This is a genomic window from Agrobacterium sp. Azo12, from assembly GCF_029193765.2.
Taxonomy (GTDB): Bacteria; Pseudomonadota; Alphaproteobacteria; order Rhizobiales; family Rhizobiaceae; genus Agrobacterium.
The window spans coordinates 350,219-375,000 of sequence record NZ_JARFYO020000001.1 but is presented as its reverse complement, the minus strand read 5'-3'; the positions used below and the strand labels follow the sequence as shown (position 1 = coordinate 375,000).

General features: G+C 54.5%; 27 protein-coding genes (1 of these 27 cut by a window edge). 18 read left to right on the top strand and 9 right to left on the bottom strand.

The annotated features are described in order from the left end of the window. The 3 genes from hrpB to PYL13_RS01620 form a co-directional block, all read left to right on the top strand. A protein-coding gene (hrpB, locus tag PYL13_RS01630; protein ID WP_275643465.1) for an ATP-dependent helicase HrpB crosses the window boundary here: on the top strand, window positions 1-428 show its final stretch. 2,062 nt of this gene lie to the left of the window's left edge; the window shows 428 of its 2,490 coding nt (coding positions 2,063-2,490); the start codon falls outside the window, past its left edge; it ends in the stop codon at window positions 426-428. A 108-nt stretch (window positions 429-536) separates the two neighbouring features. Further along, entirely contained in the window at window positions 537-1,841 is a 1,305-nt protein-coding gene (locus PYL13_RS01625; RefSeq protein ID WP_259148910.1) for an ActS/PrrB/RegB family redox-sensitive histidine kinase, read from the top strand. A gap of 72 nt (window positions 1,842-1,913) precedes the next feature. After that, window positions 1,914-2,504, top strand: coding sequence for an ActR/PrrA/RegA family redox response regulator transcription factor (locus PYL13_RS01620; RefSeq protein ID WP_275643464.1), 591 nt, complete (start codon window positions 1,914-1,916; stop codon window positions 2,502-2,504). A 13-nt stretch (window positions 2,505-2,517) separates the two neighbouring features. Here PYL13_RS01620 and PYL13_RS01615 read toward each other — a convergent pair whose 3' ends face one another. Continuing rightward, window positions 2,518-3,003, bottom strand: coding sequence for an MmcB family DNA repair protein (locus PYL13_RS01615; protein ID WP_275643476.1), 486 nt, complete (start codon window positions 3,001-3,003; stop codon window positions 2,518-2,520). Between the two features lie 169 nt (window positions 3,004-3,172). Here PYL13_RS01615 and PYL13_RS01610 point away from each other — a divergent pair, with 169 nt between their 5' ends. After that, on the top strand, window positions 3,173-3,862 hold the full coding sequence (locus PYL13_RS01610; protein ID WP_275643463.1) for a L,D-transpeptidase: 690 nt from the start codon (window positions 3,173-3,175) through the stop codon (window positions 3,860-3,862). A 64-nt stretch (window positions 3,863-3,926) separates the two neighbouring features. On the opposite strand, the gene PYL13_RS01605 is transcribed toward PYL13_RS01610, so the two are convergent. Next, window positions 3,927-5,168: an MFS transporter gene (locus tag PYL13_RS01605; protein WP_275643462.1), complete on the bottom strand. Its 1,242-nt coding sequence runs from the start codon at window positions 5,166-5,168 to the stop codon at window positions 3,927-3,929. Window positions 5,169-5,288: 120 nt separating this feature from the next. On the opposite strand from PYL13_RS01605, the gene PYL13_RS01600 reads away from it, so the two are divergent. Continuing rightward, window positions 5,289-5,744, top strand: a complete 456-nt coding sequence (locus PYL13_RS01600; RefSeq protein ID WP_259148914.1) for a winged helix-turn-helix transcriptional regulator — start codon at window positions 5,289-5,291, stop codon at window positions 5,742-5,744. A gap of 51 nt (window positions 5,745-5,795) precedes the next feature. Here PYL13_RS01600 and PYL13_RS01595 read toward each other — a convergent pair whose 3' ends face one another. The 4 genes from PYL13_RS01595 to hslV all read right to left on the bottom strand — a co-directional run bounded on the left by PYL13_RS01595 (window position 5,796) and on the right by hslV (window position 11,132). After that, window positions 5,796-7,964, bottom strand: coding sequence for a malate synthase G (locus tag PYL13_RS01595; RefSeq protein WP_275643461.1), 2,169 nt, complete (start codon window positions 7,962-7,964; stop codon window positions 5,796-5,798). Between the two features lie 156 nt (window positions 7,965-8,120). Then, window positions 8,121-9,086, bottom strand: a complete 966-nt coding sequence (locus PYL13_RS01590) for a DUF1402 family protein (protein WP_275643460.1) — start codon at window positions 9,084-9,086, stop codon at window positions 8,121-8,123. A 179-nt stretch (window positions 9,087-9,265) separates the two neighbouring features. Continuing rightward, window positions 9,266-10,573, bottom strand: a complete 1,308-nt coding sequence (gene hslU, locus PYL13_RS01585; protein WP_250984107.1) for an ATP-dependent protease ATPase subunit HslU — start codon at window positions 10,571-10,573, stop codon at window positions 9,266-9,268. Between the two features lie 31 nt (window positions 10,574-10,604). Then, window positions 10,605-11,132 (bottom strand): ATP-dependent protease subunit HslV, encoded by a 528-nt coding sequence (hslV, locus tag PYL13_RS01580; RefSeq protein ID WP_275643459.1) that lies wholly within the window; start codon window positions 11,130-11,132, stop codon window positions 10,605-10,607. A 202-nt stretch (window positions 11,133-11,334) separates the two neighbouring features. On the opposite strand from hslV, the gene hisB reads away from it, so the two are divergent. From hisB to coaA, 7 genes are all read left to right on the top strand, one after another. Further along, the gene (gene hisB, locus PYL13_RS01575) at window positions 11,335-11,931 is read left to right on the top strand and encodes an imidazoleglycerol-phosphate dehydratase HisB (RefSeq protein WP_192490632.1); all 597 of its coding nucleotides are present in this window, start codon (window positions 11,335-11,337) and stop codon (window positions 11,929-11,931) included. A gap of 62 nt (window positions 11,932-11,993) precedes the next feature. After that, window positions 11,994-12,485 carry a DUF2628 domain-containing protein gene (locus PYL13_RS01570; protein ID WP_275643458.1) on the top strand — a complete coding sequence of 164 codons (492 nt, stop codon included), beginning with the start codon at window positions 11,994-11,996 and terminating at the stop codon, window positions 12,483-12,485. Between the two features lies 1 nt (window position 12,486). After that, entirely contained in the window at window positions 12,487-13,137 is a 651-nt protein-coding gene (hisH, locus tag PYL13_RS01565; RefSeq protein WP_250984111.1) for an imidazole glycerol phosphate synthase subunit HisH, read from the top strand. Window position 13,138: 1 nt separating this feature from the next. Then, window positions 13,139-13,873, top strand: a complete 735-nt coding sequence (hisA, locus tag PYL13_RS01560) for a 1-(5-phosphoribosyl)-5-[(5-phosphoribosylamino)methylideneamino]imidazole-4-carboxamide isomerase (protein ID WP_275643457.1) — start codon at window positions 13,139-13,141, stop codon at window positions 13,871-13,873. Beyond that, window positions 13,870-14,646: an imidazole glycerol phosphate synthase subunit HisF gene (gene hisF / locus PYL13_RS01555; protein ID WP_259148919.1), complete on the top strand. Its 777-nt coding sequence runs from the start codon at window positions 13,870-13,872 to the stop codon at window positions 14,644-14,646. Before hisA ends, hisF begins: the two co-directional genes overlap by 4 nt. A 21-nt stretch (window positions 14,647-14,667) precedes the next feature. Continuing rightward, window positions 14,668-14,991 (top strand): phosphoribosyl-ATP diphosphatase, encoded by a 324-nt coding sequence (locus PYL13_RS01550; protein WP_250984114.1) that lies wholly within the window; start codon window positions 14,668-14,670, stop codon window positions 14,989-14,991. Between the two features lie 28 nt (window positions 14,992-15,019). Then, complete coding sequence (gene coaA, locus PYL13_RS01545; protein ID WP_250984115.1) at window positions 15,020-15,994, top strand: type I pantothenate kinase; 975 nt, start codon at window positions 15,020-15,022, stop codon at window positions 15,992-15,994. A 72-nt stretch (window positions 15,995-16,066) separates the two neighbouring features. On the opposite strand, the gene lysM is transcribed toward coaA, so the two are convergent. The 3 genes from lysM to PYL13_RS01530 form a co-directional block, all read right to left on the bottom strand. Next, a complete protein-coding gene (gene lysM / locus PYL13_RS01540; RefSeq protein ID WP_192490625.1) occupies window positions 16,067-16,522 on the bottom strand; it encodes a peptidoglycan-binding protein LysM in 456 nt (151 codons plus the stop codon). Between the two features lie 79 nt (window positions 16,523-16,601). Then, window positions 16,602-17,036: an alternative ribosome rescue aminoacyl-tRNA hydrolase ArfB gene (gene arfB, locus PYL13_RS01535; RefSeq protein ID WP_250984116.1), complete on the bottom strand. Its 435-nt coding sequence runs from the start codon at window positions 17,034-17,036 to the stop codon at window positions 16,602-16,604. 216 nt (window positions 17,037-17,252) lie between these two features. Next, window positions 17,253-18,863, bottom strand: coding sequence for a phosphoenolpyruvate carboxykinase (locus PYL13_RS01530; RefSeq protein ID WP_250984117.1), 1,611 nt, complete (start codon window positions 18,861-18,863; stop codon window positions 17,253-17,255). 331 nt (window positions 18,864-19,194) lie between these two features. Between PYL13_RS01530 and chvI the strand changes: the two genes are divergently transcribed. From chvI to ahcY, 6 genes are all read left to right on the top strand, one after another. Next, a complete protein-coding gene (gene chvI / locus PYL13_RS01525; protein WP_192490622.1) occupies window positions 19,195-19,920 on the top strand; it encodes a two-component system response regulator ChvI in 726 nt (241 codons plus the stop codon). Window positions 19,921-20,103: 183 nt separating this feature from the next. Further along, window positions 20,104-21,861, top strand: coding sequence for a stimulus-sensing domain-containing protein (locus PYL13_RS01520; RefSeq protein WP_405049461.1), 1,758 nt, complete (start codon window positions 20,104-20,106; stop codon window positions 21,859-21,861). Further along, entirely contained in the window at window positions 21,851-22,312 is a 462-nt protein-coding gene (locus PYL13_RS01515; protein ID WP_250984118.1) for an HPr kinase/phosphorylase, read from the top strand. The genes PYL13_RS01520 and PYL13_RS01515 overlap by 11 nt, the downstream gene beginning before the upstream one ends. A gap of 133 nt (window positions 22,313-22,445) precedes the next feature. After that, window positions 22,446-22,847, top strand: coding sequence for a PTS sugar transporter subunit IIA (locus PYL13_RS01510; protein ID WP_192490619.1), 402 nt, complete (start codon window positions 22,446-22,448; stop codon window positions 22,845-22,847). A 16-nt stretch (window positions 22,848-22,863) separates the two neighbouring features. Continuing rightward, a complete protein-coding gene (locus PYL13_RS01505; RefSeq protein WP_192490618.1) occupies window positions 22,864-23,139 on the top strand; it encodes an HPr family phosphocarrier protein in 276 nt (91 codons plus the stop codon). A 126-nt stretch (window positions 23,140-23,265) separates the two neighbouring features. Beyond that, window positions 23,266-24,669, top strand: coding sequence for an adenosylhomocysteinase (gene ahcY / locus PYL13_RS01500; RefSeq protein ID WP_192490617.1), 1,404 nt, complete (start codon window positions 23,266-23,268; stop codon window positions 24,667-24,669). Window positions 24,670-24,782 lie beyond the last annotated feature (113 nt).

The following is a 24,782-nucleotide window of genomic DNA, read 5'->3' as shown; positions in this document are numbered from 1 at the left end:
TTCAGAGCGACTGCAAAGGTCTTTCCGACGTCAAACCCGGGACGTTGTTTGACGGGTTGATGTCACTTCTACCGCATGGGTTGGACCGCGATCTTCCCCGACTTGCGCCAACCCATTTCGAAGCTCCTACGGGTCAACGACATCAGGTACATTATGACGGTGAAGAGCCATTGCTGGTCATACGGGTGCAGGAATTGTTTGGCCTCAAGACACATCCTGCTGTTGCAGGCGGCAAATTACCGCTCCTGTTGGAATTGACCTCGCCTGCGCATCGCCCCATACAGACGACACGCGACCTACCAGGGTTCTGGTCCGGTTCGTGGAGAGATGTACGCGCTGACATGCGTGGCCGTTACCCGCGACACCCTTGGCCAGAAAATCCCGCAGATGCCGCGCCGACCAACCGTGCAAAGCCACGCGGCACCTGATCACGTGTCGCAAGACCTGTGTCCCTCCCGGTCGGTACCAAGAGTTTTGACCGCTATGCCCGCGACAAGACAATAAAGTCTGACGTGAATAGCATGAAGGAGACTGGCATGGCCGTTCAGCCAATCGAAAATACCCAGCTTGACCGGTTCAGCCGCCAGATACGTTTGCAAACAATTGTGCGTTTACGCTGGCTAGCAGTAGCCGGGCAGAGTGCAACACTGCTGCTGGTGGAATTGGTGCTGAAGTTCCCACTGCCTTTGGTGCCGTGCATCCTTCTCGTCGCAGCATTGGCGGCCGCCAATCTTGTTCTGACTGCCCGCTTCCCATCGACACACCGACTTGAGCCGCGTTCGGCCACTTTGCTACTTGCATTTGACCTTCTGCAGCTGACAGCGCTTCTTTACATCACCGGCGGTCTCTCCAACCCGTTCAGCCCACTAATTTCCGTTCCGGTTATCATTGCATTTGCCTCGCAGCCGCTGCGTTATTCGCAAGTGCTGTTGGGTGTTGCACTTGTCTGCTCGGCAATTATTGCATTCTCCCCCTATCCCGTACCTTGGTATCCGGGTGAGCCATTGCCGATCCAACCGATCATGCAGGTCGGCATGTGGTGCTCGATCATTGCTATGATGCTGTTTACCGCCTTCTACGCCTACCGGGTTTCCAATGAAGCCAATCAGCTTGCCAATGCACTGGCGGCCACGGAACTGGTGCTGGAACGCGAAAAACATCTGTCGCAGCTTGATGGCCTTGCTGCGGCCGCAGCCCATGAATTGGGCACACCACTTGCCACGATTAGTGTGGTCGCGAAGGAAATGGAACGCGAGCTTGGTAAGGATGAGCGGTTTGGCGAGGATGTCTCGCTGCTGCGCAGCCAGAGCGAACGTTGCCGTGACATTCTGAAGCGGCTGACTTCCCTTTCTGCTGACGGCGAAGAACATATGCGTCGTCTGCCTCTCTCCTCGTTAATGGAGGAGGTGATCGCGCCGCACCGCGAGTTTGGCATCAAGATCAATCTGGTCGACATCAATGGACGGGATGGAGAGCCTGTCGGATCCCGTAACGCTGGCATACTGTACGGTCTGGGCAACCTGATCGAAAACGCCGTCGACTACGCCAGCAAATCGGTGATCATCACTGTTGAACACAACGCCCAGCAGGTGCGCATTACCATTGAAGATGATGGCCAGGGTTACGCCCCGGACATTCTGGTGCGTATCGGTGATCCCTACGTGACCAAACGCCAGAACATGGCGCGCGCTGGCGGATTGGGCCTCGGGCTTTTTATTGCCAAAACCCTGCTGGAACGTTCCGGTGCCACGCTGACTTTCGAAAACCGATCCGACACGACAGGCGCACGCGTCAAAGTGGTCTGGCCGCGCAGCATCATGGATGACATCAGGGCGAAATGACTTTACGCCAAGGCCGCTAAGGGCCATAACAATTATCACCTATAAAGACAGAAATAGCCGGGAGGCCGGGGCATGAGCAACGAAACCCAAACCACAGCTTTAAGTGGCGCAGACCAATCAACTGAAGACCATATCGGGCCTGACAAGACCCTACTGATCGTTGATGATGACGGTCCGTTTTTGCGCCGTCTGGCACGCGCCATGGAAACAAGAGGATTTGTTGTCGATACGGCCGAGACGGTGAGTGAAGGCATTGCCAAGTCGAAAATCATGCCTCCGAAATACGCGGTGGTCGATTTGCGCCTGACGGATGGCAATGGTCTGGAAGTCATCGAATCCATTCGTCAGAACCGCGACGATACACAGATCGTCGTGCTGACAGGTTATGGCAACATTGCCACCGCCGTTACAGCCGTTAAGCTGGGTGCACTGGATTACCTGGCCAAACCTGCCGATGCTGACGATGTCTTCAATGCGTTGACGCAGCGTGCCGGTGAGAAAAAGGAACTGCCGGAAAATCCGATGTCTGCGGACCGGGTACGCTGGGAGCACATTCAGCGCGTCTACGAGATGTGTGAACGCAACGTGTCGGAAACAGCCCGTCGTTTGAATATGCACCGCCGCACCCTGCAGCGTATTCTGGCCAAAAGAGCCCCTAAGTGAGGACGCTGACCGGTCACTCCCCGAAGGTTTGACCGGTTTGCCATTCGGCGAGCATCAGTCGGCGCGCCGCCGTTCTTGAGAAGTCGAGAGTGATCGCCTTACGCCGCGCGGGTACTAACTTGTGTTCCGGTGCCTCGCGCAACATATGCGCCGAGTACCCGTCCGAAACAATCAGACCACAGTCAGGCGGAAAGATATCAAGCGGCACTTCATTATGGGTTGCAAAAAACAGCCTGTCGCAAAACAAGCGATATTCCGGCCATTTGCGATCGACACGAAAATCTTCAATCGATGATTTGATCTCGATGATCCAGATCTCGCCTTTCATGGACAGGCTGATCAAGTCCGCGCGTCGGCCATTGGCAAGCGGCAATTCTGGCAACACAGCATGGCGCATCTCATGCAACAAACGCTGCACGCCACGTCGCACCAGCATGGCCTTTTCAGATTGCCGCCCGTCGACCAGCGGGTTACCGGCACCAAATGAAACGATGGTCATATCAAAGCCCTGTGAAATGTTGCAAAAAGGCCATCCCGTCACAATTAATCGCTGCATAGCGTGATGCTGCAACGCAATGCCTTGCAAAGCCCAGTCTAATGGAAAATAAGCTGCTGACAAAGGTGGTTCAACCTTCCCCATCACCAGCGTCATTTTCCGCGAGAACATCATGCGCATTCGCACTATTTTGACTGCATTCGGTCTGACAGCAACGCTTGCCATTACCGGTTGTGCTTCTACGAGTTCTGAAGTTTCGAAGAACGAGGTTGCTCCCGTAGCTGCCCCTGCCCGCGTTGAAACCGTTCAGATTTTCAACGATGTTTATGGTCCGGTCACCGACGCCGGTTACGCACTGCCAGCAATTCCGATCGAGCGTGTGAACGAAAAGTTCCGTCGCCAGATCGTTGAGTTCCAGACACAGGAAAAGCCGGGCACGATCATCGTCAACACCCGCGAGCGTTTCCTGTATTACGTCATGTCCGGCAATCGCGCTGTTCGTTACGGCATTGGCGTTGGCAAGCAGGGTTTTGCATGGGCGGGCGAAGCCTATGTTGCCTGGAAGCAGGAATGGCCAATGTGGCACCCGCCAAAGGAAATGGCTGTACGCAAGCCTGATATTGCCCAGTACGTTGAAAAGGGCATGGGTCCTGGTCTCAGAAACCCGCTCGGCGCACGCGCCATGTACCTGTTTAACGAAAAGGGTCAGGACACACTGTTCCGTATCCATGGTTCGCCAGAATGGGCTTCGATCGGCACGGCTGCGTCCTCCGGCTGCATCCGTATGATCAATCAGGATGTGATCGATCTTTACAGCCGTGTTCGTCCAGGCCGTACCTCCAAGGTTATCGTGATCCAGTAAGGTCACGCAAACGACCAAAATCACAAAAGCCGCCGGAGAACGTCCTGGCGGCTTTTTTGTTTGCTCAGATGTTGTGCTGTCGCATGACGCTTGAAGAAATCCAGAATAACACGGCGGACAGGCTGAATGCTGCACCGAGCATCGATACGCCCGTCCAGCCAAATTGGGCATAGGCGGTGGTTGACGAGATGGCTCCTACTGCACTTCCTGTCGAATAGAACACCATGTAACCGCCAACCAGACGACTGCGCGCATCTGGGCGAGCCGTAAAGATCACACTCTGATTGGTCACATGGACTGCCTGAATTGCGAAATCAAGCAACACCACACCTACGACAAAAAGCAGCAAAGACGCGGGCAAAAGGCCGACCAGCAACCATGAAAGGCTGAGCAAAAGGAGCGACAGGCCCGTTACCCGGTTAGCATGACCACGATCGGCAAGATTTCCGGCTCCGCTGGCAGCAAGTGCACCCGCCAGGCCAGCAATACCAAACAGCCCTATGCTGGTGTGTGATAGCGAAAAAGGAGTAATACTCAGTGGCAACACCATTGCGGTCCATAAGGTGCTAAAACCTGCAAAAATGAGAAAAGCCAGGATGCCTCGCTCGCGCAGAATACGCTCTCGCAGAAACAATGCTGGTATGGATTTTACGATTGCCCAATAGCTGCCTGTCCGTGCGGTGGACGGCGCTCCGCCCGGCAGGACACGGGCAAGCACCAGACCCATGATCAGCATCAAAAATGCGGACACCATATAAACGGTGCGCCAGCCGCCGAAATCAGCGAGTACACCGGAGACAAACCGGGCAGCAAGAATGCCTATCACTACCCCGCCCGTCACAAGGCCAATGGCGTGTCCCTGTTGTCTGGGAGCCGCCAACGTCGCGGTAAAAGCCACGATGACCTGCACGACAACAGCAAGAAGTCCGACACAGATCATTCCGACGAAGAGAATGGCGACATGCTGGGCTGTTGCAACAATCATCAACGCCACCGCGGACAGAAGGATTTGGCAGATGATAAGCTTACGGCGGTCGATCAGATCACCAGCCGGCACGATGAGCAGAAGCCCTGCGATGTAACCGACATGCGTCAGCGTGACGACAAGTCCAATTGATGCGGGCTCAATACCAAAGTCAGCCGCCATGACATCGAGCAATGGCTGGGCATAATAGATATTCGCGACACTGAGACCACAGGTCAAAGCAAAGATCAGAATGATCCAGCCAGACAGGCTGGCGGGTGGAAGGCTTTGGACGTGTGGTGCATCGGGGTGGAATGGGGCAAGATTGACTGGCGTTTCCATGAACATGTTTCCTTTCTAGTCTTATAACAAGACCACTTGTCACATTCGCATTCCAGTTCTATTTTAGAACCAGATTTGGCAGATAGCCGCCAAGAAGCGCGTTAACGTGGAACAAAGCAGATGAAACGGAAGAGTTTTCGCGAAGCGGAGTGTCCAGTCGCGCGGACGCTGGACGCGATCGGTGACTGGTGGTCCTTGCTTATCATTCGCGATGCATTTGATGGCATCAGTCGATTCAGCCAGTTTCAGCAGAACCTCGGTATTGCCAAGGGTATGCTGACAACGCGGTTGCGCGATCTTGTTGAGGCGGGCGTACTAGCGCTGGCCCCAGCCTCTGATGGCAGTGCCTATCAGGAATATGTGCTGACTGAAAAAGGGAGACGACTTTTTCTAGTTATTGTCTCGTTGCGACAATGGGGTGAAGACCACCTCTACCAAGCCGACGAACCTCGCTCCACACTGGTGGAGACCAATACAAATCATCCGGTTTCGCGGCTGGAATTGTCCTCTTTATCCGGGAAAAAGCTTGCCTGGGAAGAAACCCGGATCGTTGCAGCCCAGCGCCGCAGTTCATGACAATGTCTGTCACGACGCTGTCTCGCCTCGTGACAGACCTGAGGGGATATATCAGCCTGCCAGCTTTGCCTTCAACTCTTGGCGACGGCGGTGCAGAACCGGTTCAGTATAACCGTTTGGCTGCATACGGCCCTCCAGCACCAGTTCCAGTGCTGCCTGGAAAGCAACGGAATCGTCAAAATTTCCGGCCATCGGTGTGTACGCAGCATCGCCGGCATTCTGACCATCGACCACAGCTGCCATTCGCTGCATTGTTTCAACCATCTGCTGACGACTGGCGATACCGTGATGTAGCCAGTTGGCCATGTGTTGCGCAGAGATGCGCAGGGTCGCACGATCTTCCATCAGGCCAACATTGTTGATGTCAGGAACCTTGGAACAACCAACACCCTGATCAACCCAACGCACGACGTAGCCCAAAATTCCCTGGGCGTTGTTATCCAATTCGCGCTGGATGTCTTCAGCAGACCAGTTTGGACGGCTGGCGACAGGTACCGAGAGAATATCGCCCAGCTTGGCGCGTGGGCGGCTTTTAAGCCCCTGCTGGACGGCGGCAACATCGATCTTGTGGTAATGGGTTGCATGGAGTGTCGCCGCAGTCGGTGAAGGTACCCAAGCGGTGTTTGCGCCAGCCTTTGGATGGGCGATCTTCTGCTCCAGCATCGCGGCCATCAGGTCCGGCATGGCCCACATGCCCTTGCCGATCTGCGCATGACCGGACAATCCACATTCCAGACCGATGTCGACATTCCAGTTTTCGTAGGCTGCAATCCAGGCCGCCTGCTTCATGTCGCCCTTGCGGATCATTGGACCCGCTTCCATGGAGGTGTGCATTTCGTCACCGGTGCGATCAAGAAAACCGGTATTGATAAACACAACACGGTCCTTTGCCGCGCGAATGCACTCCTTGAGATTGACCGTGGTACGGCGCTCCTCATCCATAACGCCCATTTTCATGGTGTTGAGTTTCATGCCAACCAAAACCTCAACACGCGAGAAGATTTCGCAGGCGAAGGCCACTTCTTCAGGGCCATGCATCTTGGGCTTCACGACATACATCGAACCGGCACGCGAGTTCTTGTAGCGACCACCGGGGCCAATGTCATAAAGCGCAATCAAAGCAGTGATGACACCATCCATGATGCCTTCGGGCACCTCGTTACCGTTACGGTCAAGAATAGCCGGGTTGGTCATTAGGTGGCCGACATTGCGGATCAACATCATCGAACGACCAGGCAGTGTCAGTGCTGAACCATCATGGGCCGTGTAGTCACGATCGGGGTTCAGCGTGCGGGTAAATGTCTTGCCAGCCTTGGTCACGTTTTCCTTGAGATCACCGCGCATCAGGCCAAGCCAGTTCCGATAGACTTCAACCTTGTCAGCAGCATCCACAGCGGCGATGGAATCTTCGCAGTCCATGATGGTTGTCAGCGCCGATTCGGCAATCACATCCGAGATGCCGGCAGCATCGCTTTTGCCAATCGCAGTTGTTGGGTCGATGACAATTTCGATATGCACACCATGATTGACCAGCAGAATAGCGGAAGCCTGCGCCGCCTCCCCTTTGTAGCCGGCAAACTGCGCAGGATTTTTGAGGCCTGTCACGCCACTGGATGAGGCGATTTCCAATGTTCCGTTGTTGACCCGCAAGGCGTTGATAGCGGTCCAGTCACCATCAACAAGCGGAAACGCGTCATTGAGAAATGCTCGTACCCACGCAATGACCTTGTCACCGCGCTTGGGATTGTAGCCTTCGGTCTTTTCGGCACCGTCGGTTTCAGGAATGGCATCCGTGCCATAAAGCGCGTCGTACAGCGAACCCCAGCGGGCATTGGCAGCATTCAGCGCGTAACGGGCATTCATGACCGGAACGACAAGCTGCGGGCCAGCGATCTGCGCGATTTCCTGATCGACATTATGAGTCGAAATGGTGAAGGCACCGCCCTCCGGCTGGATGTAACCGATATCGCGGAGAAATTGCTCGTAGATAGCAAGATCTACAGGTGCACCGTTCTGCCGGTACCAGTCATCAAGTTTAGCCTGAAACGCGTCACGCTTTTCCAACAGAGCGCGATTCTTCGGCGAAAGGTCGTGCACGATTTCGGAAAAACCGGCAAAAAACGCATCGGCATCAAGTCCGGTTTCAGGCAGGACTTCTGTGGTCAGAAAGTCGTGCAGCTTTGCGTCTACAGATAGTCCGTGCTTTTCAACGAAGGTCATACAGGGCTCTCCAAAACTTTTGGTGTTTGGTTGCCACATTGCCAGCAGGATATTTTTAGTCAATCACACAAAAGTAAGAAGGATCTGTTCCGTCTGGGAACAAATCCTTCAAGATCAATAACAAAATAGGCCTTGGGCAGATCCAAGCCTGATGGCTTACAGCAATTTTTTGAGGTCTTCGATGCGGTCGTTGACCAACCAGCCGTAATAGTTTTCTTCCGGCCAGGCTGGCCCATCACCTGCGGCAGCACGGGCGCGATTGCGCGCGGCCAAAGCTCCGGCACGCTGTGTGGAGCCACCGACATTATAGAGCGTCGATGTCAGACCGGGATTGTCAGAAATATCCATGTTTGCAATGGACTTGTAATCGTCAATTGATTTGCGGATCGACGCAGCCATGAAGGCAAGCGAGCGATCAGGATCCATAATCGCCTTGTAAACCGCCGCAGCGTCGTTTTCATCCAGCTTTTCATAGCCGGATGTTTTGGAAACCATGTCAGTCAGCATCAGAGCTGTCAGCGGGTTCATCTGGCCCAAACCAAAGGTCTGACCTGCATAAAAGGGCTGGAAAAATACGGCACTAAAACGATTGTCCGGATAGGATTTTCCACCAACCTTGCGGCCACGGAAGCTTTTTTCCCAGACATTTTCCCGGCACGACCACAGACGGTAAGCATCCGAGTTTGGCGAACAGTTGGCAAATTCAGGTTTTGCAATGAACTGGGCAATGGTTTCGTCTTCATAACCGAAGCGGAAACTACTGCCAGCGTAGGATGCTGCCTTGACGTAATAGGACTGCAAGCGGTCGTAGGCGTCGACATTATAGGTATGTTCGCCGACAATCGCACCGATCATGTGAATGGGGTCGATGCCGTAGCGACCGGCTGTCGACTTGATCTTACCGATAAGCTGCTTGTCGCTGGACAGGAGATCGATGACCTTCTGGTATTTTCTCTCGTAACTTGAATTGCTGGCTTTCGTGCGTCGCGCCGATGCACCTGGTACACCCGGCTGTGCCGCATTGCGGTTACCCGCAGGAACAAGCGTGGCAGCATCAGCTGCTGCAGTCGAAAAAGCCGTCATCAGCAGTGCGGCGGCGAGTGTCACAATTGTATGGCGCAAGACCGGATGCCTCATTCTTCCCTGAGATGCTTCCCTCTCCTCCAGAGTGGTTACATCTGCACGCTGCTCCGTAAAAGGAGTTCCCAAACAAATTCCAGCCTCCCCTTACAGAAAAGAGAGGCTGGATGTCGAGGAAAAGCAGACCTTATCACCGAATATTGCAGTAACGATGGTTCTTTTTACAGAATATAGCGGGACAGATCGGTGTCAGCGGCAATGTCGCCAACATGCTTGCGAACATATTCGCTGTCGATGTTGACTGCGGAGCCGCCACGGTCCGGTGCATTATAGGAGATGTCGTCTAGAACCCGCTCCATCACCGTTTGCAGACGACGTGCGCCGATATTCTCCACGGTTGAGTTGAGGTGGACCGCCACATCGGCCAGTGCATCAATCGCGTCTTCGGAGAAATCGAGATCAAGCTCTTCAGTCTTCATCAGAGCCTTGTACTGGCGGATGAGGCTTGCTTCCGGCTCCGTCAGGATACGACGGAAATCGTCCTTGGACAGCGCCTTCAATTCCACGCGGATCGGCAGACGGCCCTGAAGTTCCGGAAGAAGATCCGAAGGTTTGGCCACATGGAATGCGCCCGACGCGATGAACAGGATATGGTCGGTTTTTACCGGACCATATTTGGTCGACACCGTGGTGCCTTCCACCAATGGCAGAAGGTCTCGCTGCACGCCTTCGCGCGACACACCGGCACCCATGCCGCCATCACGCGCCGCGATCTTGTCGATTTCGTCGAGGAAGACGATACCGTCATTTTCAACAGATCGTACAGCTTCACGCTGGATGACTTCATTGTCGATCAGCTTGTCAGATTCGTCACGGATCAACTCAGGATAGGATTTCGAAACCGTGGTGCGGACTTTCTTCGATTTGCCGCCCATAGCCTTGCCGAACATTTCAGACAGGTTCAGAACGCCAATATTGGCGCCCGGCATGCCGGGAATGTCGAAGCCGGGCATGCCCGCTCCGCTATCCGCAATCTCGATATCGATTTCCTTGTCGTCCAGTTCACCATCACGCAGCTTCTTGCGGAAGCTTTCACGCGTGGCAGGCGACGCTGTGGTTCCAACCAGCGCATCGAGAACGCGCTCTTCAGCACTGTCATGTGCCTTGGCCTGCACCTCGGCGCGTTTCTTTTCACGAACCAGACCGATGCCGATCTCAACCAGATCGCGGATGATCTGCTCGACGTCGCGACCGACGTAACCAACTTCGGTAAATTTTGTCGCTTCGACCTTGATGAACGGAGCACCCGCCAGTTTGGCAAGGCGACGGGAGATTTCCGTCTTGCCGACACCGGTTGGTCCAATCATCAAAATATTCTTCGGCATTACTTCGTCGCGCAGGCTCTCATCGAGCTGCTGACGACGCCAGCGATTGCGCAGGGCAATCGCTACAGCGCGCTTCGCCTCGTGTTGGCCAATGATGTAACGGTCAAGTTCCGAGACGATTTCGCGGGGAGAAAAAGTTGTCATGAATTTTACCTCACGGCCTTCGTAGCCGGATTCAGTTATCGGAATCGAGAGTTTCGATTACAAAACTATGGTTGGTATAAACGCAAATATCAGCAGCAATATCGAGCGCGCGGCGAGCAATGTCTTCCGCATTCTTGTCAGAATCCATCATGGCGCGAGCCGCGGCAAACGCATAATTTCCGCCCGAACCGATGGCCATTGTGCCATGTTCCGGTTCCAGCACGTCACCATTGCCGGTTATGGCCAGTGTTATGCTCTTGTCAGCGACAATCATCATGGCTTCAAGATTACGCAGATACTTATCCGTGCGCCAGTCTTTGGCAAGCTCAACCGCTGCACGCATCAGCTGGCCTGGATATTGTTCCAGTTTCTTTTCAAGTCGATCGAGCAGCGTAAAGGCATCGGCCGTCGCACCGGCAAATCCGGCGACAACTTCACCCTTACCGATGCGGCGTACCTTGCGGGCATTGCCCTTCATAACCGTTTGGCCGAGACTGACCTGGCCGTCACCGGCGATTACGACCTTACCGCCCTTACGAACCGTTATAATCGTTGTCATCAAACACCTGTCTACCCTCGATGGGCACGTTACAATCGGACCGACGTGGCCCTTTCCAAGCGTCTATGTAAGGAGGCTTTTGGCGATTGCAATCATGCTGACAATGTCAACACAGGCCACTATATGACAAGGTGATGTAACTTCTGGATATTTGCCGATCTTGCTGATAAGGAACGGCCATCATTTGCATGGAGCAGCCAGAATGGCAGAGCGTAAGGGTGAGATTTCCCGCAAGACCAACGAGACATCGGTATCGGTGCGCGTAAATGTCGACGGGACCGGACAATCAAAAATTTCGACTGGCGTCGGCTTTTTTGACCACATGCTGGACCAGCTTGCCCGCCATTCGCTGATCGATATGGAAATCGAGGTACAGGGTGACCTGCATATCGACGATCACCATACGGTCGAGGACACCGGCATTGCCATTGGCCAGGCCATTGCCAAGGCACTGGGAGATCGCCGCGGTATCACGCGCTATGCCTCGCTTGACCTTGCCATGGATGAAACCATGACCAAAGCGGCTGTCGATATCTCCGGGCGGCCATTCCTCGTGTGGAACGTCAATTTTTCCGCGCCGAAAATAGGCACGTTCGACACCGAGTTGGTGCGTGAGTTCTTCCAGGCACTGGCACAGAACGCCGGTATAACCCTGCATATTCTCAACCACTACGGCGCTAACAACCATCATATCGCCGAAACATGCTTCAAGGCCGTTGCCCGCGTGCTGCGCACCGCAACGGAAATCGATCCACGGCAGGCAGGTCGCGTACCCTCTACCAAGGGCATGCTGGCCTGAATGTCTGAGCAGGCAGGAAGGCAAGACGCCTTTCAGCCGCTCTGAAATTTTTCAGGAAAGCCATGACAAGCTATCTCGTTCTTGAAGCGCCCGATGGAGCCGATCCACAAGGGCTTTCGCCCCGGTTCGTTGCCGACCGCTTTTCCTGGCTTGGTTTTATCGTGCCGTGGATATGGCTTGGTGCGAACCGCCTGTGGCTGTTTGCGGTCCTTGCCATTGTGGTCCAGATCCTCGCCGGTGCCCTGTCTACAGTCAGCGGATTTGAGGTCGCGGGTGCTCTCTGCGCGCTGACCCTTGCTCTGCTGACCGGTTTTGAGGGTCGAAACCTGCTTATTCGACATCTGACCGCCAAGGGTTGGGAAACGAAGGACATTATCGTCGCTCCCGATCTGGCAACTGCCGAAAACATTCATTTTTCCATGGCTGCAGACGAGCCGTCGCCAGAGACGGCTGTTGTAAAACCGGAATGGAAAACCTCATCGCAGGGTGTCTCCCGCCTTGCAGACAGTGATGCAGCCGGACTGTTCCAGTTCGATTTCAGTGGAAGGCGCTGACATGCGTGTGGCAATCATCGACTACGGTTCGGGCAATCTGCGCTCGGCCACCAAGGCTTTTGAACGGGCCGCAAGTGAAGCTGGCATTGCCGCCACAATCGAACTGACTGACAAGGCAGACGTTGTGGCGAAAGCTGACCGTGTTGTGCTGCCCGGCGTCGGCGCCTACGCGGATTGTCGCGCCGGCCTCAACGCCGTTCCTGGTATGTTGGAGGCATTGAAGGACGTTGTCGAACACAAGGCACGGCCGTTTCTTGGCATCTGTGTTGGCATGCAGCTGATGTCCTCGCGCGGTCTTGAGAAAACCACCTCTGAAGGGCTTGGCTGGATCAAGGGCGACGTCGTTGAAATGACACCTGACGACAAGACCCTGAAAATTCCGCAGATCGGTTGGAATACGCTTGATGTGAAGCACCCTCACCCCTTGTTTAACGACATCAAAACCGGAAAAGACGGTCTGCATGCCTATTTCGTGCATTCCTACCATCTGGCAGCGACGAACCATGATGACGTTATCGCCACCACCAATTACGGCGGGGCGATGACTGCATTTGTTGGCCGCGACAACATGGCCGGAGCACAGTTCCATCCTGAAAAAAGCCAGACGCTTGGCCTCGCCCTTATTTCCAATTTCCTGCGCTGGAAGCCCTGACATGATCCTTTTTCCCGCAATCGACCTTAAAGACGGCCAGTGCGTACGCCTGAAACTCGGCGATATGGACCAGGCCACCGTTTACAATCCAGACCCTGCCGCTCAGGCTAAGGCCTTTGAAGATCAAGGCTTTGAATGGCTGCATGTGGTGGATCTGAACGGCGCCTTTGTCGGCGAAAGCGTCAATGGTGCAGCGGTAGATGCCATCTTGAAGGCGACCAAGAATCCTGTGCAGCTTGGTGGCGGCATCCGTACGCTGGACCATATTGAGGCGTGGCTGTCGCGCGGGCTGGCTCGCGTTATTCTCGGCACCGTCGCTGTGCGTGATCCGATGCTTGTCATCGAGGCCTGCAAACGATTTCCGGGACAGGTTGCCGTCGGCATTGATGCCAAGGGTGGCAAGGTGGCTGTCGAAGGTTGGGCGGAAGCCTCAGAACTTGGTGTGATTGAACTTGCCAAGCGTTTTGAAGGCGCTGGCGTTGCCGCAATCATCTATACCGACATTGACCGTGACGGAATTCTGACCGGTATCAACTGGCCATCCACGTTGGAGCTGGCCGGTGCCGTTTCCATTCCGGTGATCGCCTCGGGTGGTCTCGCTTCGATTGATGATGTCAAACGTATGCTGGAACCGGACGCAGCCAAACTCGAGGGCGCGATTTCCGGTCGCGCGCTTTATGATGGCCGCATTGATCCAGCGCAAGCATTGGCGCTGATCAAGGAGGCACGCGCATGAGCCTCAAAGCCCGTGTCATACCCTGCCTTGATGTCAAGGACGGTCGCGTTGTGAAAGGCGTCAACTTTGTTGATCTGATCGATGCTGGCGATCCTGTCGAAGCGGCAAAAGCGTATGACGCCGCCGGTGCCGATGAACTTTGTTTCCTCGACATCACCGCCTCATCGGACAATCGCGACACCATTTTTGACGTTGTCTCCCGTACTGCCGATCACTGTTTCATGCCGTTAACCGTGGGTGGTGGCGTTCGTGCGGTTGCCGACATCCGTAAGCTGCTGTTGTGTGGCGCCGATAAGGTGTCGATCAATTCCGCAGCGGTGAAGGATCCGGATTTTGTGGCACAGGCTGCAGACAAATTCGGCAACCAGTGCATCGTCGTTTCGATTGACGCCAAGAAGGTTTCGGCTCCGGGTGAAACTGACCGTTGGGAAATTTTCACCCATGGCGGTCGCCAGACGACCGGCATCGATGCCGTTGAATTCGCCATCAAGATGGTGGAACGCGGCGCTGGCGAGCTGCTCATCACGTCCATGGACCGGGATGGTACCAAGAGCGGTTACGACATTGCGCTGACACGCACGATTGCCGACGCGGTTCGCGTACCGGTTATCGCGTCCGGTGGCGTTGGAAACCTCGATGATCTGGTAGCTGGTGTTCGTGATGGTCACGCAACTGCCGTTCTCGCCGCTTCCATCTTCCACTTTGGTCTCTATTCCATTAGCGAAGCCAAACAGTATATGGCCAACCATGGCATTGCCATGCGTCTGGACTGATATAAGCCTCAGGAACACATCATGAGTGGTTTTTCCCTTGCCGATCTGGAACGTATCGTGGCTGCGCGCGCTGCGGCGTCACCGGACGAATCATGGACGGCCAAACTTTTTGCGGCAGGCCAGCCGCGTGCAGCCAAGAAACTGGGCGAGGAAGCGGTGGAAACCGTGATTGCCGCCATTTCCAATGACCGCACTGAACTGACCAAGGAAAGCGCCGATCTTCTCTACCACCTGCTTGTGGTGTTGAAGATTGCCGATATTCCGCTCACGGAAGTGATGGAGGAACTGGAGCGCCGCACGGCGCAGACCGGTCTTCAGGAAAAGGCGTCGCGTCCCACGGCTTGATCAAGCCGGGCACGCAGAGGAGAGGCGCATGCCGACGACCAGTACACTCGACCATTTCCGAGCCGATGATTATTCGCCTTACCATTTCTTCTCTTCGGAAGAATGGGCGAAGTTCCGCGCCGATACGCCGATGACACTGACGGCCGACGAGGTCAGCCGGTTACGTTCACTCGATGACCCGATCGATCTCGATGAGGTGCGGCGTATCTATCTTTCGCTATCGCGCCTTCTGTCATCCCATGTTGAAGCATCGCAACTGCTGTTCGAACAGCGCAACCGCTTCCTCAACATGTCCGATGTCAACAAGACGCCTTTCGTCATCGGCATTGCCGGTTCGGTTGCGGTCGGAAAATCCACCACCGCCCGTATATTGAAAGAACTGCTGGCACGCTGGCCTTCCAGCCCAAAGGTGGATCTGATCACCACGGACGGTTTTCTCTATCCAAACGCTGTCTTGAAACGCGAAGGCCTGATGGAGCGCAAGGGATTTCCCGAAAGCTACGATATCGGTGCATTGTTGCGGTTCCTGTCTGCCATCAAGGCGGGACAGGCAGAGGTCAAGGCGCCACGTTATTCGCACCTGGTCTATGATGTCCTGCCAAATGAATATTCGGTCATCGACCAGCCGGACATTTTGATTTTCGAAGGCATCAATGTGCTGCAGTCGCGGGATTTGCCCGCGGGTGGCCGTATCGTGCCCATCGTTTCGGATTTCTTCGACTTCTCAATTTATATCGATGCAGACGAACACCAGATCCATAACTGGTACGTCAACCGGTTTATGAACCTGCGCAAGACCGCGTTCCGCGACCCCAACTCCTTCTTCAATCGTTATGCCTCGATCAGTGAAGAAGAGGCCTTGCAGATTGCCGAGGGACTTTGGGCCAATATCAATCTGAAGAACCTGCGCCAGAATATCGTGCCGACCCGGCCGCGTGCGGACCTCATTCTGCGCAAGGGCAATAATCATCTGATCGATACGGTGGCGCTAAGAAAGCTTTGATCACCGCACAAATCTAAAGCGCCGCAGACTAGAAATCTGCGGCGTTTTTGTATCCATTTTTTTGAAATGCGTTTATTCGTCCAGGGCCGGAATGCGCAGCACCTGACCCGGATAGATCTTATCCGGATGGGTCAGCATCGGCTTGTTGGCTTCGAAAATAATATTGTTCTTGGCGCCCTTGCCTTTGCCGTATTGGGCTTCGGCAATCTTCCAGAGATTATCGCCTTTTTTAACCGTGTAGAAGACTGGCTCCTTCGCAGGTGCCGCAGCCACTTTCAGTTCACCGGCCTCCACCTTGGACACGCCGAGTGTATTGCCAACCGCGATAACGGCCTTTTCAAAGGCGGACTGATCGGCCACTTCGCCCTTCAGTACGATCTTGTCGTCAACCACATCTACCTGCACCTTGTCGGTGCCGAGATTGTGCGATGCCAGCTCCTTTTTAACAGCTTCGGCATCCGGAGCCTCTTCATCTCCTCCAAGGCCCAGTTTTTTCCCGGCATTCTTGATAAAGCTGAACAATCCCATGGTGATTTCCTCTCATGTTCGGAAACACTAAAGAACTGTAAGCCTGATCAAAATACAAGCATGTTTTGTGATGGCAGTTTCAATCACCGATTGGGCGGCCGCGCATCTTTTTGACTTCAGAGCGTCCGGATTTCTCTTTCAGACGACGCTCAACCGACCCTTTTGTGGGTTTGGTGGCTTTGCGCACTGGCGGTGGTGGTTTGGCCGCCTCAAGAATCAACTCCTTCAACCGATCACGTGCATCTTCCCGATTGCGCTCCTGGCTGCGGAAGCGGCTGGCTTCAATCATCAACACGCCTTCTTTTGAGAGACGACGGCCCGCTAATTGCTTGAGGTTTGTCTTGACGCGATCAGTCAGGGCGGGAGAGGTTTCAACGCTGAAAAACAGTTGAACGGCGGTGGAAACCTTGTTGACGTTCTGGCCACCCGGCCCACCCGCCAGCACGAATTGTTCCGTCAGTTCCCATCCGGAAATCGTTATTCGATTGCTGACAAAAAGTGGTTCACTGGCCATGGGCGGTTTTCTCCGGTGCGCGTCATGCCACAGATCGACAGAAATGAAAACCGGGAGAGCCTAGTGAAAGGCCCGACCCGGCCAGTTTGCGACGATCAGGCACATGCAAAGGGAAACATCGCATAAAGAAACCCCGGCGATATCTCGCCGGGGTTTCACGTGAATCCAAACTACAGTGTGCCGCGTCCTTCCAGACGCAACACCTGCATCCACTTGTTATTCTGCAGCGATCTTCAGGCCAGGAGCCGCATCGCGCACCTTGCTGTCGACGTGATCCTCGAACTTTGTGAAATTGGTCACGAACATCGAAACCAGCTTCTTGGCCTGTGCGTCGTAAGCAACGCCATCAGCCCAAGTCGAGCGCGGGTCGAGAATGGCGCTGTCGACGCCTTCCAGCGAAGTCGGCACAGCGAAACCGAAGTTTGCGTCCGTGCGGAACTGGGCGTTTTTCAGCTCACCTGTCAAAGCCGCTGTCAGCAGTGCGCGGGTTGCCTTGATCGGCATACGCTTGCCAATGCCGTAAGCACCACCGGTCCAGCCGGTGTTGACGAGCCAGCAATCCACCTGGTGGCGGCTGATCAGGTCACGCAGCAGGTTACCGTATTCCGCAGGATGACGTGGCATGAATGGTGCGCCGAAGCAGGTCGAGAATGTTGCTTCCGGCTCAGTCACGCCCTTTTCTGTACCAGCGACCTTGGCGGTGTAACCGGACAGGAAGTGGTACATGGCCTGCTCAGGTGTCAGACGGGCAATTGGCGGCAGAACGCCAAAGGCATCTGCTGTCAGCATGATAATGGTTTTCGGGTGGCCGGCAATACCGGTTTCCGACGCATTTGGGATAAAGTGCAGCGGGTAAGCGCTACGTGTGTTCTCGGTCAGCGAATTGTCGTTGAAATCCGGAACGCGGTTTTCGTCCAGTACGACATTTTCCAGAACCGTGCCGAAACGACGGGTCGCCGCGTAGATTTCCGGCTCTGCTTCTGCAGAAAGCTTGATTGCCTTGGCGTAGCAACCGCCTTCGAAGTTGAAGATACCATCTTCACCCCAACCATGCTCGTCATCACCGATCAGCGTACGCGACGGATCTGCAGACAGCGTGGTCTTGCCGGTGCCGGACAGGCCGAAGAAGACGGCCGAATCACCTGCCGGGCCAACATTGGCCGAGCAGTGCATTGGCATAACGCCCTTGGCAGGCAGCAGGTAGTTGAGAACAGTGAACACCGACTTCTTGTTTTCACCGGCATAGGACGTGCCGCCGATCAACACCAGACCATTGGTCAGATCGCAAGCAATCACCGTTTCGGTGCGGACGCCGTGACGCTCTGGATCAGCCTTGAAGCTTGGCAGGTTGATGATGGTCAGCTTCTGCTTGAAAGAACCCAGCTTTTCACGCAGCGGGCGGATCAGAAGGTTGCGGATGAAAAGCGCATGCCAGGCCAGTTCGGTTACAACACGAACCGGAAGGACGTTGTCTTCGTCGGCACCGCCCAGCAGATCCTGTACATAAAGTGTCTTGCCGGCAGCGTGGGCCAGCATGTCCTTGTGCAGGATTTCGAACTTTTCAGGAGACAGTGGCTTGTTGTTATCCCACCAGATGGTGTTTTCCGTCGCCGCGTCGCGGACAACAAACTTGTCCTTTGGCGAACGACCTGTGTGTTGGCCGGTCACTGCACGCAATGCGCCATCAGCGGTGACATCGGCTTCACCATTGCGGATTGCTTCTTCGTAAAGTTCGCTCTCGATGAGATTGTACTTGACGTTGGACGCACCAGCCAGACCAAGCTCGGATACTCCATTAGCAGGATTACGAATTCCAAGCTCCTCCATGAGCAATTTCCTTTTGTTGCAGGCATAACCATTGAAATTTTCGCAAGCGTATGACCCGTTTTTCGGAAACGCAAGAGCATCTTTTAAAATACATCAATAAATTCAATATATTAATCGATTTAGAATATTTTATTTCATTTTAAATCGTTTAAACAATCGCAGATTTTCGCGTTTAGGACGGGTGCAAACGACTGTTTGGAAGATTGCACGATGTCGCATCCTTTTTCTTTGCCACAATTTGTTCCACCTTTATACTCATGAACACGCTCACGGCGCTCCAACCTGGCTGGGTATGATGTCGAGAGAGAAGATGACGATGGAGATAAACACTATGCAGACAATTGCCCTTGTGGACGACGACAGGAATATTCTGACATCCGTTTCCATCGCCCTCGAAGCCGAGGGTTACAAGGTCGAGACCTATACCGATGGCGCATCGGCACTGGATGGACTTCTGGCCCGTCCGCCGCAGCTGGCCATCTTTGACATCAAGATGCCCCGCATGGACGGCATGGAGTTGTTGCGTCGCCTTCGCCAGAAGTCTGATATCCCTGTTATCTTTCTCACCTCGAAAGACGAAGAGATCGACGAATTGTTCGGCCTTAAAATGGGTGCGGACGACTTTATCACCAAGCCGTTTTCGCAGCGCCTTCTTGTGGAGCGCGTAAAGGCTATTCTGCGCCGCGCCAGCAGCCGTGAGGCCGCCGCAAGTGGCGTACCCGGCACCAAATCCGCCGCTGACCAGCAGGCCCGTACTCTGGAACGCGGCCAACTTGCCATGGATCAGGAACGTCACACCTGCACATGGAAGGGTGAGCCGGTAACATTGACAGTAACCGAGTTCCTCATTCTGCATTCGCTGGCACAGCGTCCAGGCGTGGTCAAAAGCCGTGATGCGCTGATGGATGCTGCCTATGATGAGCAGGTTTACGTCGACGACCGTACCATCGACAGCCACATCAAGCGTCTTCGCAAAAAGTTCAAGGTCGTTGACACTGACTTCGATATGATCGAAACGCTCTATGGTGTAGGCTATCGCTTCCGCGAAGCGGCCTAAACGGGCTACTAAGAACGTCCGGTTTGAGACGGTTACCGCCCTGTTATGGCCAGTCCAAAGCGACTGGTTTCAGGGGCTGATGAAGAAAAGGCTGAAAACCCTGGAGGTTTTGGCCTTCTTCACTTGGGCGGTGAAAAGGAACAGGAATTGCTGAAGCAAACCTTTGAGAACAACGCGCAGAATATGGATGCGGACGACCGTTTGCAGGATCGCCCCCACCGTATTCACCCGTTGACGCTCATTCGACGGATCTTCGGCAATGCGGTGTTTTCCAGCCTTACTCGCCGTATCCTGTTTTTCAACGTGGCGGCGACCGTCGTTCTGGTTGGCGGTATTCTCTACCTCAATCAGTTCCGTGAAGGTCTGATCGACGCCCGCGTCGAAAGTCTGCTGACGCAGGGAGAAATCATTGCCGGTGCGATTTCCGCATCGGCGTCCGTTGATACCAACTCGATCACCATCAATCCGGAAAAGTTGCTTGAACTACAAGCGGGCCAGAGCATTACGCCTGTTCCCAATGATGAGGACCTGAGCTTCCCGATCAATCCGGAACGAGTTGCCCCGGTTCTACGTCGATTGATTTCCCCTACCCGCACACGCGCCCGCCTGTTTGACGCGGATGCAAACCTGCTGCTTGATTCGCGCCACCTTTATTCGCGCGGCCAGGTCCTGCGTTTTGATCTGCCGCCAGTTTCCAATGAAACGACAAGCTGGGGTGACTGGTTCGCCAGCCTGTTTAACCGCATGCTGCAATCCGGCAGTCTTCCTCAATACAAAGAAGCGCCTGGTGGTGATGGCTCGATCTACCCCGAGGTCATGAACGCATTGACCGGTGTTCGTGGCGCGGTGGTGCGGGTGACGGACAAGGGTGAACTGATCGTGTCGGTGGCTGTGCCGGTACAGCGTTTCCGCGCAGTTCTTGGTGTTCTGCTGTTGTCGACACAGGCGGGTGACATCGACAAGATTGTGCACGCCGAGCGTCTGGCGATCATGCGCGTGTTCGGTATCGCGACACTGGTCAACATTGTGCTGTCATTGCTATTGTCTTCGACCATCGCCACACCTTTGCGCCGTTTGTCAGCTGCCGCAATTCGTGTGCGTCGCGGTGCCCGCACCCGCGAGGAAATCCCTGACTTCTCTGCCCGTCAGGACGAAATTGGTAACCTTTCCATTGCCTTGCGCGAAATGACGACGGCGCTGTATGACCGGATTGATGCCATCGAAAGCTTTGCTGCCGACGTCAGCCACGAATTGAAAAATCCGCTGACCTCGTTGCGCAGTGCGGTTGAGACCCTGCCACTGGCCAAGACGGAACAATCTAAACAGCGCCTTACGGAAGTCATTTTCCACGATGTCCGTAGACTTGACCGCTTGATCAGCGACATTTCCGACGCCTCGCGTCTTGATGCCGAACTTGCCCGTGCCGATGCCAATCCCGTTGATATGGAAGTGCTTGTCAAAAGCCTTGTCGAGATTTCTCAGCAAATCAGTGCCAAGAAAAAAGCCGTCAAAATCGAATACAAGGCAGATCACAAGGCTGGCGTCAAAACCAACTTTGTCGTCAACGGCCATGACCTGCGTCTTGGCCAGATCGTCACCAATCTGATCGAGAATGCGCGCTCTTTCGTACCTGAAGACAATGGTCGGATCTTCGTGCATCTTTACCGGCACCGGGATCGTTGTGTGATCCGCGTCGAAGACAATGGTCCTGGCATTCAGGCAGAAAATATCGACCGCATTTTCGAGCGTTTTTACACCGACCGGCCATCGACGGAAGACTTTGGTCAGAATTCTGGCCTTGGACTTTCCATCAGCCGCCAGATTGCCGAAGCCCATGGTGGCACTCTGAAGGCAGAAAACATGCTCGACCAGCACGGCTTGATAACCGGTGCACGCTTTACCCTGAGCCTGCCTAGCGCTGAACAGCATCATGAGCGCTGATCGCATCAATCTTCATGCGACCGCCATCACCGTCGATGAAATCGGCATTTTATTCATTGGACCATCCGGCAGCGGAAAATCGTCCCTGGCCTTCGCTTTTCTGACGGAAGCCCGTTATGCCGGGCAATCCTCGGCACTGATTGCCGATGACCAGATTTTTGTCTCGCAGCAGCAGGACGGCACAATCATCGCTGAACGCCCTGTGTCAATTGCAGGGCTGCTGGAGTTGCGCGGCAGCGGTATTGTTCGGCTGGACAGCATTGAAAAGGCGACATTGCATTATGCGGTGATGGTTCTGGCGCCAAACGACACGCATGAGCGACTGCCGCCGGAAAACGAGATGTATGCGTTGCCCTGTGGCGGGCAATTGCCCGTCACACGAATTCCGCTGCAATGCCATAATCCGCTTGCCAGGTTCAGGACATTGGTAAGCAATTCGCTTTATGCATAAGACAAATGCGTCGATTGCCTCATTTTTGGACTTGCGATTCCTGTTTTCATCACCAAGATGGCTACCCACCGGTGGACAGAATTGCGGCATTGCGGTAGTCGGCAATTAGAATGCGTGTGCAAGGGAGCATTTCATGATCGGACTTGTGCTTGTCACTCATGGCAAGCTGGCTGAAGAATTTCGTCATGCGGTAGAGCATGTCGTAGGTCCGCAGAAGTTGATCGAAGCGGTTTCAATCGGCCCGGAAGATGACATGGATCAGCGCCGGCAGGATATTCTTGATTCCGTTGCGCGTGCAGATGATGGAAACGGCGTTATCATCCTGACCGACATGTTCGGCGGTACACCGTCAAATCTAGCGATTTCCGTTATGCATAATGGTCCAATCGAGGTGATTGCCGGTGTAAACCTGCCTATGCTTATCAAGCTGGCCGGCGTGCGCGGTGAGAACAATATGGACAAGGCGCTGCAGGAAGCATCCGATGCGGGCCGCAAGTACATCAATGTTGCCAGCCGCGTCTTGAGCGGAAAATAACGGACATTTCACACCCATGTCGCCATTATCGCGCGAATTGCTGATTATCAATAAACGCGGCCTGCATGCCCGTGCCTCGGCAAAATTCGTGCAGATGGTTGACGGATTTGACGCCGAGATCACCGTTTCAAAAGACGGAATGACGGTTGGCGGAACCTCGATAATGGGTCTTATGATGCTGGCAGCCAGCCCTGGCTGCACGGTGCTTGTGGAAGCAAGTGGCAATCAGGCTGAAGAGGCGCTTGCCGCTCTCGACGCGCTGGTTGCCAACCGTTTCGGTGAAGAAGCGTAAAGTCATATAAAGACATAAAGACTTCTTTATATCATTATTGCCAGATTGGTTTAAGCCTGATACACCCCTTGGCCAACAGTTGCCACCAAGGGGTGCGGATCGCACCTCACTGATCTGGAGAAACGCATGAGCACTGAAACCAAAGATTATATCGTCGCTGATATCAATCTTGCCGCATTTGGCCGCAAGGAACTCGATATCGCCGAAACCGAAATGCCGGGTCTGATGGCCTGCCGCAGCGAATTCGGTGCTTCCAAGCCGCTCAAGGGCGCACGCATTTCCGGTTCGCTGCACATGACGATCCAGACTGCTGTTCTGATCGAGACGTTGAAGGAACTCGGCGCTGATGTTCGTTGGGCATCCTGCAACATTTTCTCCACGCAAGACCATGCGGCCGCCGCTATTGCCGCTGCTGGCATTCCTGTTTTTGCGATCAAGGGTGAAAGCCTGACGGAATACTGGGAATACACCGACAAAATCTTCCAGTGGACCGACGGCGAGCCATCCAACATGATCCTGGACGATGGCGGCGATGCTACCATGTACATCCTGCTCGGCGCACGCGCAGAAGCTGGCGAAGACGTTCTGTCCAACCCGGGCTCTGAAGAAGAAGAAATTCTCGTTGCACAGATCAAGAAGCGCCTCAAGGCATCGCCAGGCTGGTTCACCAAGCAGCGCGACGCAATCAAGGGCGTGACCGAAGAGACCACCACAGGTGTTCACCGCCTGTACGACTTGGCTAAAAAGGGTCTTCTCCCCTTCCCGGCGATTAACGTCAACGACAGCGTTACCAAGTCGAAGTTCGACAACAAGTACGGCTGCAAGGAATCGCTGGTTGATGGTATTCGCCGCGCTACCGACGTGATGATGGCTGGTAAGGTTGCTGTCGTGTGCGGTTACGGCGACGTTGGCAAGGGTTCGGCTGCTTCGCTTCAGGGTGCTGGCGCCCGCGTCAAGGTTACCGAAATCGACCCTATCTGCGCTTTGCAGGCCGCTATGGATGGTTTTGAAGTTGTCCGTCTGGAAGATGTTGTTTCTTCCGCTGACATCTTCATCACCACAACCGGCAACAAGGACGTTATTCGCATCGAGCATATGCGCGAGATGAAGGATATGGCGATTGTTGGCAACATCGGCCACTTCGACAACGAAATCCAGGTTGCTGCACTGAAGAACCTGAAGTGGACCAACATCAAGCCACAGGTCGACATGATCGAGTTTGCCAAGGGCAACCGCATGATCCTTCTTTCGGAAGGTCGTCTGCTGAACCTTGGCAATGCCACAGGTCACCCATCCTTCGTGATGTCGGCGTCCTTCACCAACCAGGTGTTGGGCCAGATCGAGCTGTACACCAAGCCAGGCGAATACAAAAACGACGTCTATGTGCTGCCGAAGCACCTCGATGAAAAGGTTGCCCGCCTTCACCTCGAGAAGCTTGGCGTGAAGCTCACAGAACTTTCTGACGTTCAGGCCGACTATATCGGTGTATCAAAAGTGGGCCCATTCAAGGCTGAGCACTACAGATATTAACCATATCAAATTTATCCACAATATATAGTGATGGCCCGCTTGACAAAGCGGGCCATTTCTTTTTTGGCCCAGTCCCTTCCCGCAGATTCCCTAAGGCAGTATTGTTTAAGCTC

Bases quoted from the DNA above. Each gene is read 5' to 3' on its own strand.
- PYL13_RS01625 (WP_259148910.1), top strand. From the start codon at position 537: ATGGCCGTTCAGCCAATCGAAAATACCCAGCTTGACCGGTTCAGCCGC.
- hslV (WP_275643459.1), bottom strand. From the start codon at position 11,132: ATGACAACGATTATAACGGTTCGTAAGGGCGGTAAGGTCGTAATCGCC.
- hisB (WP_192490632.1), top strand. From the start codon at position 11,335: ATGGCAGAGCGTAAGGGTGAGATTTCCCGCAAGACCAACGAGACATCG.
- PYL13_RS01595 (WP_275643461.1), bottom strand. From the start codon at position 7,964: ATGACCTTCGTTGAAAAGCACGGACTATCTGTAGACGCAAAGCTGCAC.
- PYL13_RS01605 (WP_275643462.1), bottom strand. From the start codon at position 5,168: ATGGAAACGCCAGTCAATCTTGCCCCATTCCACCCCGATGCACCACAC.
- PYL13_RS01505 (WP_192490618.1), top strand. From the start codon at position 22,864: ATGTCGCCATTATCGCGCGAATTGCTGATTATCAATAAACGCGGCCTG.
- lysM (WP_192490625.1), bottom strand. From the start codon at position 16,522: ATGGGATTGTTCAGCTTTATCAAGAATGCCGGGAAAAAACTGGGCCTT.
- PYL13_RS01530 (WP_250984117.1), bottom strand. From the start codon at position 18,863: ATGGAGGAGCTTGGAATTCGTAATCCTGCTAATGGAGTATCCGAGCTT.
- PYL13_RS01600 (WP_259148914.1), top strand. From the start codon at position 5,289: ATGAAACGGAAGAGTTTTCGCGAAGCGGAGTGTCCAGTCGCGCGGACG.
- arfB (WP_250984116.1), bottom strand. From the start codon at position 17,036: ATGGCCAGTGAACCACTTTTTGTCAGCAATCGAATAACGATTTCCGGA.
- PYL13_RS01510 (WP_192490619.1), top strand. From the start codon at position 22,446: ATGATCGGACTTGTGCTTGTCACTCATGGCAAGCTGGCTGAAGAATTT.
- chvI (WP_192490622.1), top strand. From the start codon at position 19,195: ATGCAGACAATTGCCCTTGTGGACGACGACAGGAATATTCTGACATCC.
- hisF (WP_259148919.1), top strand. From the start codon at position 13,870: ATGAGCCTCAAAGCCCGTGTCATACCCTGCCTTGATGTCAAGGACGGT.
- hslU (WP_250984107.1), bottom strand. From the start codon at position 10,573: ATGACAACTTTTTCTCCCCGCGAAATCGTCTCGGAACTTGACCGTTAC.
- PYL13_RS01615 (WP_275643476.1), bottom strand. From the start codon at position 3,003: ATGACCATCGTTTCATTTGGTGCCGGTAACCCGCTGGTCGACGGGCGG.
- PYL13_RS01610 (WP_275643463.1), top strand. From the start codon at position 3,173: ATGCGCATTCGCACTATTTTGACTGCATTCGGTCTGACAGCAACGCTT.
- PYL13_RS01570 (WP_275643458.1), top strand. From the start codon at position 11,994: ATGACAAGCTATCTCGTTCTTGAAGCGCCCGATGGAGCCGATCCACAA.
- ahcY (WP_192490617.1), top strand. From the start codon at position 23,266: ATGAGCACTGAAACCAAAGATTATATCGTCGCTGATATCAATCTTGCC.
- coaA (WP_250984115.1), top strand. From the start codon at position 15,020: ATGCCGACGACCAGTACACTCGACCATTTCCGAGCCGATGATTATTCG.
- PYL13_RS01620 (WP_275643464.1), top strand. From the start codon at position 1,914: ATGAGCAACGAAACCCAAACCACAGCTTTAAGTGGCGCAGACCAATCA.
- PYL13_RS01515 (WP_250984118.1), top strand. From the start codon at position 21,851: ATGAGCGCTGATCGCATCAATCTTCATGCGACCGCCATCACCGTCGAT.
- PYL13_RS01520 (WP_405049461.1), top strand. From the start codon at position 20,104: ATGGATGCGGACGACCGTTTGCAGGATCGCCCCCACCGTATTCACCCG.
- PYL13_RS01550 (WP_250984114.1), top strand. From the start codon at position 14,668: ATGAGTGGTTTTTCCCTTGCCGATCTGGAACGTATCGTGGCTGCGCGC.
- hisA (WP_275643457.1), top strand. From the start codon at position 13,139: ATGATCCTTTTTCCCGCAATCGACCTTAAAGACGGCCAGTGCGTACGC.
- hisH (WP_250984111.1), top strand. From the start codon at position 12,487: ATGCGTGTGGCAATCATCGACTACGGTTCGGGCAATCTGCGCTCGGCC.